The sequence below is a fragment of the Wolbachia endosymbiont (group A) of Icerya purchasi genome (assembly GCF_947251635.1).
Lineage (GTDB): Bacteria > Pseudomonadota > Alphaproteobacteria > Rickettsiales > Anaplasmataceae > Wolbachia > Wolbachia pipientis.
Window position 1 is genome coordinate 1,252,798 of sequence record NZ_OX366357.1, and the last position, 16,868, is coordinate 1,269,665.

Below are 16,868 nucleotides of genomic sequence, written 5' to 3' on the forward strand. Positions count from 1 at the left end.
CCTATGAAGCAAGTACTTTAATCCTTCTGATTATAAATATTAATTTGCTTAAATCAAGTTTAGAAGCAACCATCTCATCTAAAAAACTATTATAACGTTTTATGTAGTCCTTATCATTACAAGCCCAGGTTTGAACCTTATCTTCAGGGTTATCAGTAGCTTTTATGACTTTAACAGCTAGCTTGTGATGGTAATTGCTTAAATCGTCCAATAAATCATTAACTAAGCTGCGATCCCAATAAGAAGAGCGGCTTTTCATCTTGATGGCAATTGTTCTAATCAGATCGAATCTTAACAGCGACTTTAACTCAAAGTATATTTTACCAGCATCAAGAATGGACAAAGATGTCTGTTCAGCAACAGATATAATGTCCAGTGCATAAGCAAGAACGCATAGATCAGCAACTTTTTTTGCTAGATCTTTATTTATATTAAATTCTACTAAAGAAGTTGATCCATGGCTATAGATCTTTAATAGGTGTTCATCTAAAACATCAGTTAAGTTCTGGCCTAAAGTTTCAATTGCATCTTTAAATTTTGTAACATCATCCAATTCTACAAAGCTAAGCTTGCCAAGATTTTTCACTAGCCAAAATGATACTCTGCCAATAAATTTCTGCACGTTCCTCACTATTTGTAAGTATGAGTTAACATCAATTTTTCCATCCAATTCATCAATTTTCTGCCACAGGCTGTTTAAATCATACAGGTGGTTAACAACAATATATATGTTAACCGCTTCTTGTATCTTAATTCCAGTGTTCTCAGCCAAATTATTGATGAATATACAGCCCATTCTATTCACTACATCATTTGCAATGCAAGTAGAGATAATTTCTCTACGAAGTTGGTGTTTTAATATGAAATCCTTAAACTTTGTTACCATCTTTTTAGGAAAATAACCTAGCAAGTAGTCATGAGATATAAGATCTTTTTCAGACAGATCGGAATGTATAATTTCATTTTTTATTGCTGTTCTAGCATAAGACATTAGAACAGAGAGCTGAGGAGAACTGAAACCTTCTGCACCAGTTAACATCCTTGCTATCTCTTCTTCAGTTGGAAGAAATTCTACGCTTCGGTTTAACAGCCCAGATTTTTCTAAACTGAGCAGTAACCTGTGGTGCTGCTCCAATCTCTCTTTAGCTTGCAAACACTCAAGAAGTAATGCTTTTGTTTCAATTTTGTTGTGGTTCTCAAGCACTTTGGATGCAACTTCATCCACCATACTTGCCAGTATTTCATTCCTTTTTTCTAAAGAAATACCCCCTGCTTTCATAGCTGAAACAAATGCAATCTTAATGTTAACTTCAAGGTCCGAACATATCACTCCGGCTGAATTATCAACAAAATCTGCATTGATATATCCACCTTTTTCAGCATATTCTATTCTTCCAAGCTGTGTACAACCAAGATTTCCACCCTCTATAAACATAGAAGCTCTAATATCCTTACCATTTACTCTCAGCTCATCGTTTGCTTTGTCACCGACCATGCTATGATTTTCACTCTTTGCCTTAACAAACGTGCCAATTCCTCCATTCCATATGAAGTCCACTTTTGCTTTCAACAGATATCTAATCAAATCACTTGGAGGTAGCATATCTTCTGTTATATCAAAGCATTCTTTTATTTCTTGAGAAATGTTTACTTGCTTGCTGCTACGCTCAAATACTCCTCCACCCTTAGAAATCAAATCTTTATTATAATCCATCCAAGTTGAAAATGGTAACTCAAAGAGACGTTTACGCTCTGTGAAACTCTTTTCTGCATCAGGGTTTGGGTCAACAAAAACATGCATATGGTTAAATGCGCCGATTAAATGTATATTTTTTGAAAGCAGCATACCGTTTCCAAATAGATCGCCAGCCATATCTCCAATTCCAATAACAGTTGTATCCTGGTAAATATCCTTATTCATTTTCCAAAAATGCCTCTGTGCTGCAATCCATGCACCTCTGGCTGTAATACCCATTTTTTTGTGATCATAACCTGCTGATCCACCAGATGCAAATGCATCGCCAAGCCAAAAATTGTATTCAGAGGCTATCTGGTTGGCATAATCAGAAAATGAAGCAGTGCCTTTATCTGCTGCAACTACCAAGTATGGATCGTCTTCATCATACCTAATCACATTCTCTGGTGGAATTATTTCACCATCAACCACGTTATCAGTAATATCAAGCATTCCTCTAATAAAACTCTTATAGCACTCAACACTTTTCTCTCTTAAAGTATCTTTGTCTTTATAAACTTGCTTAATTACAAACCCACCCTTTGCGCCAACAGGGACAATAACCGCATTTTTTGTCATCTGAGCTTTCATGAGCCCCAAAACTTCAGTGCGAAAATCTTCCGTCCTATCCGACCACCTTAAGCCACCACGGGCTAATTTCCCTCCTCTTAGATGTATTCCCTCAAAAAGGTTTGAATAAATATATAATTCACGATACGGACGAGGATCAGACAAACCATTCACTTTACTTGAGTCAAATTTTATGGATAAGTAGGGTTTATTATCTTGATAATAACTGGTCCTTAAAATAGCCATTATCAAGTTAAATATCGAGCGCAAAACGTAATCATGTGAAGCATTGCTGATCTCCTTTAGAAGTTCCTCGATTTTTTCTGTCAAAATGTTAGTAGTTTCTGCCCTATCGATATCTATTTTAGTATCAAACCTTGAGTGAAATAATTCTATCAAATACTTTACTACTTTTGGATACTCTGAGACCACTTTTTGCATATATTCTGGGTTATAGTTAAATGACGTCTGCTTTAGGTAAGCACTTAACGCTCTAACCAGAAGCACTTCCTTCCACTTGAGCCCAGCAATAATGATCAAACTATTGAAATAGTCATTTTTAATTTCCTTGCTAAATACTTTTGCAAGCGTTATTTCAAATTGTTCTTTCAGAGTAATGTTGTCTATTAATTCATCAACTCTTGACAACACAAAATGGTGTATCCATATTCCACCATTAATTTCTATGTAATAGCCATTATGAGATAGAATCTTAGCTCCCAAATTCTTAGTAATTCTTAATATCTTCGATAATTCAAGACCTCCATTGCTTGGAGTATAAACCTTTAATTGATAATTAAGATTATCACGAGTAAGTCTTAAATCGACCTCGCTAACTCCTTTTTTCCTCACTATTTCCAATTTTTTCATATCGTAATATGCGTCATGAGGTTCGAAACTCTCTTGATAGCTTATTGGAAATGCCTTGCAATAACGGATGAATATATCCTCAACAGTGCTAAAAGTATTATATAAATTGTCTATAAAACGATCTTCCCACTTTTCCGTAATGTTCCTTAATTTGTTTTCGATACGCAAAACTTCATCATCAGGAACACTAGCGTTTTTAGCCTTTAGCACCACGTGCAATTTCATCAAATCATATTCATTGATAATGTGATTGTTATAAATATCTGAACTTCCTGCACTTGTCTCATCCTTCAATATGTCGCGTATCTTGAACATTAGCCTAGCGCTAGCATAACGCATTGGTATCAGCACTATGCAACTAATAAAATCCCCGACTCTTCTTAAAAATAATCTGACCCTTGGCCTAATCGCAAGAGACATGATCGAAATGCAAATTTTAAATAATTCGTCTTCATTTGATTGGAATAATTCATCACAAGAGAATGCTTGTAAAATAGAAATTAAAGCTTTGTTATTGTGGCCCCCGGTTACAAACCCTGCACTTTTTTCTATAACTTTAACTTTATCTCTTATTATTGGAATAGTTCGAATATCTTGAACCTCCGCTACAGAAGTAAATAGCCCGAAAAAACGCCGTTCCTTTACCACATTACCCTGGTCATCAAATTCTTTTACTCCTATACAATTCATGTATGTACGCCGATGGACTATTGAGATTAGATCTGATCTTAATATGTATAGGGAATCAAAGTTTGCAGAAGGAATCAACGTACTTTGACCTACTCTCATCAGGCCAAGGTCCTTTTTGCTGTCACAGACGAGTTTTTCATCTTTACCAGCAATATATTCCTGATAACCTAGAAATACAAAATTATTGTTCTTTAGCCAAACTAGAAAATCTTTTTGCTCTTGATTTCGGTATGGTGTCATTCCAGTGCGTGACACTGGAATCCACGTGTCCTTTTCCTGATCAAGTACTGGGATGACAGAAAGACTTGCCTCATCAAGTTTCTTAAGCATTAAGTGCCAATCTTTCACAACGCAATTAACTGCTTTCAGCGTTTCTTGTAGAGATTCTTTTAATGTATCAACAAAACTGTCACTTATACCTTTGATAATTACATATATAACTGACTCTTTGATTCCATTGCTTTCTTCCAAAGGGTAAATCTCGTCTATTAGGCCATCTTTTCTTTTAATGTTAATTACGCTGTTGCTGTAATAGCATATGGTTAAATTGTGCGATTTAATAGTTGCAATAACAGAATCAACCAAAAATGGCATATCATCGTTTGTTATCTTAATCGTGGTAAAATCGCCTTCTATTCCTGGTATATCATCTATATTACTTACTACTAACTTACTTTCATCTTTCTCTTTTTGAGAAACAAAATTGTAAGCATCGTTTACAATATATAGGAAAAACTTATCGTTGGCTTTTAGGTCGCTTTTATAAACAAAACTATAAAAATACTTAATAAATTTTTTAATTTTTTCTTTATCTTGCTGATTTTCTTGATCAGCTAACTTAAATAAAGACTCAGTGTCAACATTATGATCTATACACATTTTTTTAACAAAAATACACAGTGAACTTAAACCTTTTTAACTAAGATTTCATTATCAAGAGCGTACACTATTAGCTCATCATTTTCTACTACTTCCCCTGATAAAACTAATTTAGCTAAATTATTTTGAATACACTCTTGTATAACCCTTTTTAGGGGCCTTGCTCCATATTCAGGATCATAGCCAGTTTGTGCTATTAGTTCTTTAGCTTCCTGCGACAAACTTATACTCAGTTTACGCTTAGCAAGTGTTTTTTGTAAATAAGAAAATTGAACATCTATAATTTTATAGATGTCATCTCTGGTTAAACTGTGGAATATAATAATCTCATCCAATCTGTTTAAAAATTCTGGACGAAATGCTGATTTAACTATTTGCATCACTTCGCTTTTTACAGAGTTAGCAACTCCTCCTTCCGATGTCATTCCAGCGCGTGACGCTGGAATCTGCATCTGGATCCCAGTGTCAGCTACTTGGATGACAGGAGGTAGAGTCTCATTTTCTGTAACTCCCTTAAGCATTATCTCTGCACCAAGGTTAGAAGTTAAAATCAGTATGGTATTGCGAAAATCAATCAATTTGCCGTGGCTATCAGTCAGTCTCCCTTCATCGAGAATTTGCAGCAATAGATTAAATATATCTGGATTTGCCTTCTCTATTTCATCAAATAAGATTACCTGATATGGCCTTCTTCTTACTGCTTCAGTTAATCTTCCACCTTGCTCATAACCAACATATCCAGGAGGTGCACCAATTAGCTTTGAGACAGAGTGTTTTTCCATGTATTCTGACATGTCAAAACGTAGAAGTGCTGATTGGTCATCAAACAAGAACTCAGCTAAGGCTTTTGCCAGTTCTGTTTTTCCAACCCCGGTTGGGCCTAAGAATAAAAATGAACCGAAAGGTCGATTAGTATCTTGCACACCAGAGCGAGAGCGCCTAACTGCATTACTTATTGCTTCTATCGCGCCTTTTTGCCCTATTACTCTTCTTCCTATTTCATTCTCCATGTTAAGAAGTTTTTCCTTTTCGCTGTGCATCATGTTATCAACTGGAATTCCTGTCCACTTTGAAACAATGTTTGCAATATCATCTCCAGTCACTTCTTTCTTTAAGAAACTATCAGTAACCTTTTCCTGATTTTTTAATTCATTCTCAAGCTGAGGGATCACACCATACATCAGCTCTCCTGCTTTTCCTAAATTTCCACTCCGCTGAGCCAATTCCAGCTCTTTTCTGGCGTTATCTAATTTTTCAACTGTTTCTTGTATTCTAGCTATTTTATTCTTTTCCATCTGCCATTTGCTGTTCAAGTCAGCAAATTTACTGTTTAGATTTTCGATCTCTTCATTTATCTTTTTTAAACGCTGTTTAGAATTTTCATCACTTTCTTTTTTTAGAGCTTCTGCTTCAATCTTTAGCTGTATAACCTTTCTCTCAAGTTCATCAATAACTTCAGGCTTGCTATCCATTTCAATTCTCACCCTACTTGCTGCTTCATCAATCAAATCAATTGCTTTATCAGGTAAAAACCTATCTGTTATATATCTATTGGACAACGTTGCAGCAGCAATTATTGCACCGTCTGTAATTCTTATACCATGATGCACTTCATATCTTTCCTTCAAACCCCTGAGTATTGAAATGGTATCAGTTTCAGTTGGTTGAGAGATAAACACAGGCTGGAAACGCCGTGCAAGTGCAGGATCTTTTTCTATATGTTCACGATATTCATCTAAAGTTGTGGCTCCTATACAGCGAATTTCTCCACGCGCAAGAGCAGGCTTCAGCAGATTCGAAGCATCCATTGCACCACTTATTGCTCCTGCTCCAACTAAAGTATGAAGCTCATCTATAAACAAGATAACTTTTCCCTCTGTTTTTGAAATTTCATTAATCACTGCTTTTAACCTTTCTTCAAATTCTCCTCTAAACTTCGTTCCAGCGATTAATGCACCAAGATCCAAAGCTAAAACCTTTGCATCACGCAAACCAAGTGGCACATCGTTTGCAACAATTCTGTTTGCAAGCCCCTCGACTATTGCAGTTTTTCCAACACCAGGTTCACCTATCAGCACTGGATTATTTTTTGTCCGCTTCAGTGATACCTGCATAGTCCTTCTGATCTCTTCATCACGACCAATTACATGATCAAGCTTTCCTTGCATAGCAAGCTCTGTAACATCTTTTGTATATTTCTTTGCCGCGTTTAATTTTTCCTCACTGTTTGGCGAGTCCGCACTGCTGCCCTTTCTCATTTCTGCAATAACTGAATTTAATTTTTGCGGTGTAACACCATTTTCTGCCAGAATTTTGCCTACAGTATCATCTTTTTGTGCAGTGAGGCCCTGCAGTAAACGCTCAACAGTAACAAATGAATCTTTATTTCTCTTTGCAATACCAATTGAATCTTCAAAAACTTTTGCTATTTCTCTTGAAAGTTGAAGGCCACCACTTCCTGGACTTTCAATTACTGGCAACTTTTTTATTGCGCTATCCACAGCATCAGAAATACTTTGCACACTTCCACCACAAGCGTTTATCAAATCCTGAACTAAACCTGATTCATCCTCAAGCATCACTTTGAGTAAATGCTCAGGCATAAAAATCTGATGCCCAGCTCCCAACGCTTTCATCTGAGCACTTTGAATTAGGCTTTTTGCTTTTTCGGTAAATTTATTTAAGTCCATAACACCAGTTAAATCCGTATTTGCTGATGTATATAACAACTGATTTCATAAATTAAAACCTAAAGTTGTTTATTGTTAGGTATGAAATTTAAAACTTTCTTAAAAAAGGAACTATCATAGTAACCATACAAATATCTTGTATCTCAAGACCTTTGGTTTTTGTTGCTGAAAATGGTTGTGTTATTTAAGTCATTAACAATATACAATACTAAGTTAATGTAATTTATTTGGAGATGACAGGAAAATTTATTGTAACTTTATATTCTAAATAGAATAAAATTCTTTTGTTAGTATTGTCCTTTTTGTAAAAAATATTCCTAATTTCTTCATCATTTTTGTGGGTAAGGTCAGTTTTCAGTTACTCTTTTAACAGCTAAAGTTTTGCCGCTAAAGGAGCGTGTGAGAAGATGCTGTAAAGCTTTCACCTTACCCCATCTTCCTTGTTGGACAGCTTTAACAATACGTCTTTGTAGCCTCATAACAACTTTTTGGCATTTCTTCCATGATAACTGGTTCCATGCTTCAGAGCTGTTGGTAGGCGCACTTACAGTTTTACTTGTAATCATCTGCTTCTCTACCTCAAGTAGTTAACAAAGTTTCTTGTCACGAGGGACCAAATGGAAGTCTGCTCGTTTTCACGCGAATTAATGTTACAAATTCTATCCATTTCGTTACAAAATGGCATTCGCTTTCTCCATTATCCTTTACCTGCATTTTCATCAGCGTTCCTTGCAGTTTGCTTGCCATATAGGCGGAAATACAGGCTTACCCTGTTCCTTCTGTCATACAACAGTGGGTTAGGTGACTTCTCTATAACGGTGATTTGCGTACATCCAGAAATGAAAAATGTCACATTACCTTTTGGTCGGAGCTTATCAGCATCTTTAGCTCTTTAATCGTTATGATACTTATGAAGCTTCACTTACGTTCACCATACCACTAGCCTAGCTCTCCAACCACATGATGCTTGTAGTTTATGCTCCTCTCACGATTGAGCATCTTCTTTTTCAAGGGGAGGTTCATTGTCCGCATCGCTTGGCACCAACCGGTTACCCGATTCGCACTGATGCGTAGACTCAGATGGCAAAACATCTGGTTTAATAAGTTTTAGAACTCTTTTAGTTTCTTTCTGAAGGAATTCCTCTCCTTTTAAACAATATGACCGAAGACTTCCAGGTCGCACCATTTCAATAATTAGCTGGGTTCCAGCAGAATCAGTACAGAAAACATCAACAATACTTTGTTTTTTAGAGGCAATCTCAGCATCCATGATAACGCAAATTCTGGATTAAGGAAGGAAGTATAGGAAATAGAAGGCTTTTTGGATTTGATGGAATAGGAGATGAGAGTAGAAAAGATATGAACCAAGAAATCAACAGGGGATCTATGGCGAGTGTGTTCAATTTCTAGTCTATTTTTTAGGTAACCAAAAACAGTCTCAATGATAGACCTTTTTCTCAGTGCCAAATATTCTCTTGAACGCGAAATTGTTTTTTAGATCGAGAAATTTCGAAAAGGCCATAATTAAATACAATTAGGAGATGAATAATTATACACTATTTTACACAAATATTCAACTTCTGATTACTCCTTATTCTTTGCTCTTCCTGCACGCTTACGTTCATTTGGATCAAGGAATTTCTTGCGTAAACGTATAGATTTTGGAGTTACTTCCACCAATTCATCATCATCTATATACGCTATCATATCCTCCAGTGTCATTATCTTTGGAGGGGTAAGTTTTATGGCTTCATCACTACCTGAAGCTCTTACATTGGTTAATTGTTTACCTTTTAGCACGTTTATCTCCAAATCATTGTCACGGCTATGCTGGCCGACAACCATGCCACAATATACCTTATCTTGTGGCTTAATAAACATAATTCCCCTGTCTTGCAAATTGAAAATTGCATATGCCACAGCCTCACCCTTATCTGTAGAAATTAAAACTCCATTGCGCCTTCCAGAAATTGGACCTCTATGTGGAGCATAACTATGAAATAAACGGTTAATTATGCCTGTGCCCCGAGAATCAGTTAAAAACTCTCCTTGATAACCAATTAATCCTCTTGATGGCACTAAAAACGTTAATCTTGTCCTGCCATTACCAGAAGGTCTCATGTCAGTCACTTCACCTTTTCGGAAGCTGAGCTTTTCCATGATGATTCCACTATATTCATCATCTACATCAATTACTACTTCCTCTATAGGTTCAAGTTTTTTGCCATCTTCTTCCTTAAATAGCACTCGAGGGCGTGATACCGAAAGCTCAAAACCTTCTCTCCTCATATTTTCAATTAACACCCCAAGCTGTAGCTCACCACGTCCACCTACTTCAAACGCTTCACCGCTTGGTGCTAAAGTCACAGTAATTGCAACATTTGTTTCTGCCTCCGCGTATAAGCGATCCTTTATAGCAGTTGAGGTAAGCTTTGTACCTTCTTGCCCAGCAAAAGGTGAATCATTAACACTCAGAGTAATCGCCATTGTCGGCGGATCAACTGGAGTTGAGCTTACTGCAGTTGTAACCTCTGGTGCTGCTATAGTGTCTGAAACTGAAGCTTCCTCAAGCCCTGCAATTGCAATTATGTCTCCCGCCACAGCTTGTTCTACTGGAATGCGTTTCAAGCCAGAAAATGAGAGCAACTTAGTTAATCTTCCTCGTTCAATTACTTTGCCATCGAGGTCAAGCACCTTAAGATCTGAATTGACTTTTGCAATGCCCTGATAAACCTTTCCTGTCAATATTCTGCCAAGAAACTTATCAGACTCAAGTAGAGTGACCAACATAGCAAAAGGTGCATTTTGATTATAAACAGAAGGTTTTATATAATCTATAACCGTTGAAAATAATGGGCTTAAATCTTTTCTTTCATCAGAAAGCTCCTTAGCACACCAGCCATTTCTACCTGAAGCATACAACACTGGAAAATCTAGCTGCTCGTTGGTTGCATCAAGGTTAAAAAATAACTCATATATTTCATTTAATACTTCATCAATTCTGCTGTCTGGTCGATCGACCTTATTGATTATCACAATTGGCTTCAAATTTGCTTTTAGTGCTTTTGAGAGCACAAATTTTGTTTGTGGCATGGGACCTTCTGCAGCATCAACCAGCAGCAACACGCCGTCTGCCATGCACAATACCCTTTCTACTTCTCCACCAAAGTCTGCGTGCCCTGGCGTATCAATAATATTGATTTTTTCATCACCCCACATTATTGATGTGCATTTTGCAAGTATTGTAATCCCGCGCTCACGTTCTTGGTCGCCACTATCCATAACTCGCTCTTGAACTTCTTGATTCTCGCGGAACGTACCACTTTGTTTTAACATGTTATCAAGCAAAGTAGTTTTACCGTGGTCAACGTGTGCGATTATTGCTATATTACGGATCGATTTAAATTCGTTCATTTTCTATCATTTCAAAATTAATTTAGTAATAAGTATACATAAAATACACTTAGAGTAAATAACTAAAGCTGTGCTGTGCTTCCGAGATATTATAGGATTACTTTGTTAAATATTCCCTACTCCCAGGTTTGGTTATGGGTAGTTGTTTTAATTCACTTGGAAGTTCTTCCTCGCTGTAGTTTTTGATGTTCAGTTCAATCAAAGATATGACAGGAAAAGGCAGTTTCGTTTCACTATTTCTCTTTATCAAAGAAGCTTCAGCAACAACTTTACCTCCTTCCCCTTCTGCACATTCCACTGCTTCAAGTGAAGATTTGCCTGTGGTTATCACATCCTCGATAAGTAATATTTTCTCACCCTTTTTGATCTTAAATCCACGGCGTAATTCAAACTTACCATTAACGCGCTCGCAAAACATTGTCTTTATTCCAAGCTGCCTGCCAATCTCATAACCCACAATTATTCCACCAATTGCAGGAGATAATATTAAATCTATGGAGCTATTTAATTCTTTTTTTATTTTATCTGCTAATAATGCGCAAACTTTCATGGCTCTGCTTGGATTTTCAAAAATCTTCGCACACTGTATGTATGTGTCACTATGCAGTCCGGATGATAAAACAAAATGCCCATGCAAAATTGCTTCTGCTTCTTTAAATTCTTTTATTATTAGATTATTCTCGTCTAATATCATTTTTTAAGTTTCACTATTACATTCTTTATTAATTATCTGAGTTATGCAAATATCAGACCACACGTTTATTGCAGTTTCAAACATATCGATGATTGTATAAATAGGCAAAATCAGTCCCATAATATGCAAAGGAACATTCATCGATACGAGATAACTGGTTGCCATAAAATAGCACCCCATAGGCACTCCAGCGTTACCAATTGCAGCCCCTGTAGCTAAAAAAATCCATATCAACATTTCGCTCAAGGAAAATGCGTATCCGTTCATTTCTGCAACAAACATTACAGTGATTAGTATAAATGCAGCACATGCATTCATATTAATTGTTGTGCATATTGGTAAAATAAAAAACGATAATTTCTTTGGCACCTTTAGCTTGTTCTGCACACATTCTATAGTTGTTGGCAATGTTGCACTGGATGATTTAGAAAAAAACGCAAGTGTGAGTGCCGGCACAACCCCTTTCAGCGTTTGAATTGGTGATATGCCTTTATACCACATAAATAGCGGTAAAATCAGAAATGCCTGCACAAAATTTGCAGACATTATGCAAACAAAATACCATAAAAGGTTGTAGAACTCACTACCGCCTTTTAATTCATGCAAAAAACATGTAATAAAAGACCAAACAGCAAGCGGAATAAATTTTAATAACCCTTGAGCAATTTTAAGTAGCGTATCAAAAAGTGCAGAGAATACTTGATATAATATATCCTGCTTTTCTTTTGAAAGTGAAACAATAGCTCCACCCATCAAAAAAGCGATTAATATGCTACCAATCATATTATTTTCAAGAAAAACTTGCACAAAATTAGAAGGAATGAGTGATTTTAAATATGAAAAATAACTGTGGTTATTGCTGTTAATACTCCCTATTGTATTACTTATGAAATTTTTTCTTGCTGGATCTATTAACAAATAAAACGATAATGCAACAAACGCAGCTATAATAGTTGTAAGCAGAGTATAAAATAGTGTTTTCTTAACTAAGACTTTGATTTCAATTGAGTCTTTGAGCCCGGAAATTGTGGAAACTATGGATAAAAAAACCAGAGGTAAGCTTATTAATTTGAGCAAGCTGATAAAGATATCACTAAATAGCTTTGCTATTTCAAATATGATTTCATTGTTTAGGTGGTAAGCAACTATCGCAAGCAGTATAGAAAAAAGTATTGCAAACTTGTGCATTGAAAATAAAACTTCAAAGTAACATTATACAATAATTTTGCTGTTTTGGAATCAGATTGATAGACAAAATAACTTTACAGATTAGGGAAAGATAAGAGGATGTGTTTATTCGGAGACAGTGTAAGATTTCTTAATTTAAATTTAGGTGCACTTAGCCCATTCTGGTGATAACAAATTGGAATAGATAAGATATGATAACTAACTCTTCTGCGAGTATATAGTTTTGCCGGACACAACAGTACGTACTACGTGTCCTTTTACTTTGCGACCATCGAAAGGAGAATTCTTTGATTTACTAGCAAAGTTGTCAGTTTTAATTTCCCATTCATGATTGAGGTCAACTAAAATTAAGTCTGCAGCAAGGTTTTTTTGTATACGACCACGTGGTATGTGTATTATATCTGCAGGCTTATATGTCAATTTTGCAAGCACATCAAGTAGACCCATTTGCCCACTGTGATAGAGTTCAAGTGAAAGGGGCAGCATTGTTTCAAGACCAACAATACCAAATGCAGCATTTTCAAGTGGTAGATCTTTAGAACTACGATCATGCGGAGCGTGATCAGTTGCAATGCAATCAATCACACCTGTCTTTAAACCTTCAACCATAGCTAAACGATCTTCTTCAGTGCGAAGCGGCGGATTCATTTTTGCAATTGCTCCATGTTGTTTTACTATATCTTCAGTCAAAGTGAAGTGATGAGGGGTTACTTCGCACGTAACATTTAATCCCAAATCTTTTGCACGTTTAATAGCATCAAGTGAATCTTTTGAAGAGACATGTAGAATATGGTAGTGCACATTTTCCATATCCTTCATTAGCAGTATATCACGATTTACCATAACCGATTCTGACGCACTCAAGATCCCCTTTACTCCCAATTCTTCAGAGATTTTACCTTCGTTGATTGCGCCACCAGCAGATAAATTTAAATCTTCTGCATGTTGAGCAATAGGAACATTCAGCATACTTGAATAAAGCAGCGCCTGTCTCATAATCATTGGGTTCATAACTGGCATGCCATCATCGGTGAACCCAACCGCACCTGCTTCCTTTAAAAGTGCCATTTCAGTCAGGTGTTCTTCCGAAGTGGTGATTTTAGCGTAAAATTCAACGTTTACATGTGAAGTTTCAAGTGCTCTATATTTCAAATATTTAGCCAAAATAACGCTATCAATTGCTGGAACAGTGTTTGGCTGACAAACTACAGTTGTAACTCCCCCCGCAACTGCAGATTTGCTGCCTGTATATATAGTTTCTTTATGTTCCTGGCCTGGTTCACGAAAATGTACGTGAATGTCAATAAGGCCTGGCATTAGAACAAGCCCTTTACAGTCTATTGTTTCATCAACTCCACTTGTTGAAAATAATGATTCACCAAAGTCAACAATTTTATCCCCTTCAGTCAATAATGAACCTTTTATATCAAGTTTAGTTTCCGGGTCGATAATACGAGCATTAGTATACGCAATTTTATAGCCTTCCTTTTGCCCTGTTTGCAACAAATCCCAAGTTTGAGTCATTATATTTGAGTATCGATTATAAAATAAATTTAAAGTTTTTTTAATAAAACACAACCAAATTAAAACACAGACTAAGAGCTGTCTTGAATTAAAGTGCTTTCATTACCCTAAAGATTTGGTTCTTATAACCTAGTTAACGCAAATTCTGGATTAAGGAAGGAAGTATAGGAAATAGAAGGCTTTTTGGATTTGATGGAATAGGAGATGAGAGTAGAAAAGATATGAACCAAGAAATCAACAGGGGATCTATGGCGAGTGTGTTCAATTTCTAGTCTATTTTTTAGGTAACCAAAAACAGTCTCAATGATAGACCTTTTTCTCAGTAAAATCTTCTCATTTAGCGAAATTAATGTATTTTTCATACCTTTTTTCACCTTGGTAACAAGTTTCAAACCTCGGTCAAACAGCTTCTGAAAAAGCTCTTTTGCAATATAACCTTTGTCACCAAACAAAAGGCCGGTTAATTTTTCCGTCAAATTTGGCACAGGTATCCTATCATCAACATTGCCTTTTGTTAGCGTAAGTGCATGAATTTCACCATTTTCATTGATTACCATATGTAATTTGAAACCAAAAAACCAGCCGTAAGTACTCTTGCTTAATTTTGCAATTCCAGCAAAAACTTTGTTTTTGGATATTCTTTTTGCATGACAAACTGCAATGGGAGTTGTGTCTATATATGAAATTCCAGTGTTTTCTGACTGTCCACAAAGCCAATGCAACAACATTGCTAAATGCCACAAAACCCTAGGCTTTAGAGCAACAAACCTGGTATATGAAGGCAACTTTGGAAACTCTGATTTGTAGAGCAACGTTAGGTAATGTAGATAGAAAGTTTTGAAATTTTTACACGGAGATTGTTGATATAGCAGGATTATTGTCATGATTTCAGAGTGCTCAATTTCCGTTGTTCTTGTGGGTTTTTTACCATTTGGCAGTAGTTTGCCTGCAAAATTTTTCTCTATATCTCTGCAAAAATCATCGACCAAACAAAACAGTTTTGTTATATCTTCCATGGGTAACCTCATCTATTTTTTTATAACTGCTGAGTTTACCCTGTTTTCTGCCTTTTCTATTCTCCTTTAATCCAGAATTCGCGTTATAAAGGTATTGGATCATCCTAAAAAATTCGTATGTGCTACTGTATTCGTTTTGTTTTCATTTAGTGTGCTGTACTTTACTTTTGGTCCTGGAGTAAAGTTTTTTCCGAAAGTGGATTCAGATAATATTTTAATCAGTGTTAAAGCAAAAGAAAGCTTATCAGCCAAAGAACGAGATCTGATACTCAAAGAAGTGGAAGAACGGATTTTGAGCATTGAAAAAGAAATTCATGTTTCTTATGCTAGATCAGGAGCATTTTCAGACAACGTTATCGCCAGAATACAACTAGAACTTATGGATTGGCGCTTCAGGCGCAAAGCTAAGCACATACTAAATGATATAAGGAGCAGTGTGCAAGACATGAAAGGAATAATAATTAATGTTCAAGAGGAAAAGCCAGGACCGTCGGCTGACAAGCCAATACAAATTAACCTCAGCGGGAGTGTATCCAGTTTGAATTTAGCAGCAGAGAAAATTCTAGAAATTATGAACCAACCTTCATCCGGGTTTATAAATATTCAAGATAGCAGATCAGCACCTGAAATAGAGTGGAATATGAGTGTTGATAAGAGTAAGGCTACAAGCTCTGAAGTAAGTGTTGCAACCATTGGCGATTTTATAAAGATGGTTACAAATGGAGTATTGATTGGAAAATATAAACCAAATAACACGGATGAAGAAATCGATATTGTACTCCGTTTCCCCAGAAAGGACCGCAATATGAAGACTATAGACAATCTTTTTATCAATACAGTTAATGGCCCGTATCCTATGAGCAACATAGTAAAATATGCTCCCGAAAAAAAGGTAAACAAACTAAACAGGATTGATGGATTACGCACAGTGACAATCTCTGCTGACGTTGATACTGGCTATCTTGTTGATGAAAGAGTAAAGTTCATTCAGAATTCTATTGCCCAGGATTGGGACAAGGGAGTAAAAATTGATTTTAAAGGCGACAAAGAAGATCAACAAAAATCAGGAGCATTTTTGTTAAAGGCTTTTATATTAGCGATTACACTAATGATATTGGTATTAGTGACACAGTTTAATAATGTATACCATACATTTATCGTAATGACAGCAGTGTTTTTATCCACAACATGTGTGTTTTTTGTTTTCTTTCTTATCCAACAAGTTTTCGTAGTTGTTATGTGTGGAGTGGGGATAATTACTTTGGCAGGAATTATAGTGAATAATAACATACTATTGCTTGATGCCTTTCATCATCAAATTAAGGTACACAAAAATGACATCAAGCGATGTGTAATAAACGCTGCAATTTCTCGCGTTAGGCCAATATTGCTTACCGTTGCAACCACAGTTCTTGGTTTAATACCGATGATTACCAGGTTAAATATCAATTTTTTTTACGCTACAAATCACATATGATGCTCCATCAAGCCAGTGGTGGGTTGACATTTCAACAACCATAGCAAGTGGAATATTGGCTGCAACGGTTTTAACTTTATTCTTTACTCCTGCGTTGCTTGTTATACAAAAACATGAAAAA

10 protein-coding genes and 2 pseudogenes are annotated in these 16,868 nt (G+C 36.1%); 1 reads left to right on the plus strand and 11 read right to left on the minus strand.

The annotated features are described in order from the left end of the window. Window position 1 precedes the first annotated feature (1 nt). The 11 genes and pseudogenes from OPR17_RS06635 to OPR17_RS06685 form a co-directional block, all read right to left on the minus strand. Entirely contained in the window at window positions 2–4,744 is a 4,743-nt protein-coding gene (locus OPR17_RS06635) for an NAD-glutamate dehydrogenase (RefSeq protein ID WP_265021591.1), read from the minus strand. A gap of 26 nt (window positions 4,745–4,770) precedes the next feature. After that, on the minus strand, window positions 4,771–7,434 hold the full coding sequence (gene clpB / locus OPR17_RS06640) for an ATP-dependent chaperone ClpB (RefSeq protein WP_265021592.1): 2,664 nt from the start codon (window positions 7,432–7,434) through the stop codon (window positions 4,771–4,773). A gap of 347 nt (window positions 7,435–7,781) precedes the next feature. Then, entirely contained in the window at window positions 7,782–8,000 is a 219-nt protein-coding gene (locus OPR17_RS06645; RefSeq protein WP_265021593.1) for a reverse transcriptase N-terminal domain-containing protein, read from the minus strand. 617 nt (window positions 8,001–8,617) lie between these two features. Next, window positions 8,618–8,712: pseudogene (locus OPR17_RS06650) on the minus strand (Rpn family recombination-promoting nuclease/putative transposase); the annotation flags it as partial. A gap of 12 nt (window positions 8,713–8,724) precedes the next feature. Beyond that, window positions 8,725–8,907: pseudogene (locus tag OPR17_RS06655) on the minus strand (transposase); the annotation flags it as partial. A gap of 111 nt (window positions 8,908–9,018) precedes the next feature. Further along, window positions 9,019–10,848 carry a translational GTPase TypA gene (gene typA, locus OPR17_RS06660; RefSeq protein ID WP_065094924.1) on the minus strand — a complete coding sequence of 610 codons (1,830 nt, stop codon included), beginning with the start codon at window positions 10,846–10,848 and terminating at the stop codon, window positions 9,019–9,021. A gap of 97 nt (window positions 10,849–10,945) precedes the next feature. After that, window positions 10,946–11,542 (minus strand): orotate phosphoribosyltransferase, encoded by a 597-nt coding sequence (gene pyrE, locus OPR17_RS06665; protein WP_006279657.1) that lies wholly within the window; start codon window positions 11,540–11,542, stop codon window positions 10,946–10,948. 3 nt (window positions 11,543–11,545) lie between these two features. Further along, window positions 11,546–12,730, minus strand: coding sequence for a dicarboxylate/amino acid:cation symporter (locus OPR17_RS06670; RefSeq protein WP_265021594.1), 1,185 nt, complete (start codon window positions 12,728–12,730; stop codon window positions 11,546–11,548). A gap of 198 nt (window positions 12,731–12,928) precedes the next feature. Beyond that, window positions 12,929–14,254 carry a dihydroorotase gene (locus OPR17_RS06675; protein ID WP_265021595.1) on the minus strand — a complete coding sequence of 442 codons (1,326 nt, stop codon included), beginning with the start codon at window positions 14,252–14,254 and terminating at the stop codon, window positions 12,929–12,931. Between the two features lie 122 nt (window positions 14,255–14,376). Continuing rightward, the gene (locus tag OPR17_RS06680) at window positions 14,377–15,270 is read right to left on the minus strand and encodes an IS982 family transposase (RefSeq protein WP_265021596.1); all 894 of its coding nucleotides are present in this window, start codon (window positions 15,268–15,270) and stop codon (window positions 14,377–14,379) included. Next, complete coding sequence (locus OPR17_RS06685) at window positions 15,233–15,373, minus strand: hypothetical protein (RefSeq protein WP_265021404.1); 141 nt, start codon at window positions 15,371–15,373, stop codon at window positions 15,233–15,235. The genes OPR17_RS06680 and OPR17_RS06685 overlap by 38 nt, the downstream gene beginning before the upstream one ends. Here OPR17_RS06685 and OPR17_RS06690 point away from each other — a divergent pair. Beyond that, a complete protein-coding gene (locus OPR17_RS06690; RefSeq protein ID WP_265021597.1) occupies window positions 15,365–16,747 on the plus strand; it encodes an efflux RND transporter permease subunit in 1,383 nt (460 codons plus the stop codon). The genes OPR17_RS06685 and OPR17_RS06690 overlap by 9 nt on opposite strands. Window positions 16,748–16,868: the final 121 nt, after the last annotated feature.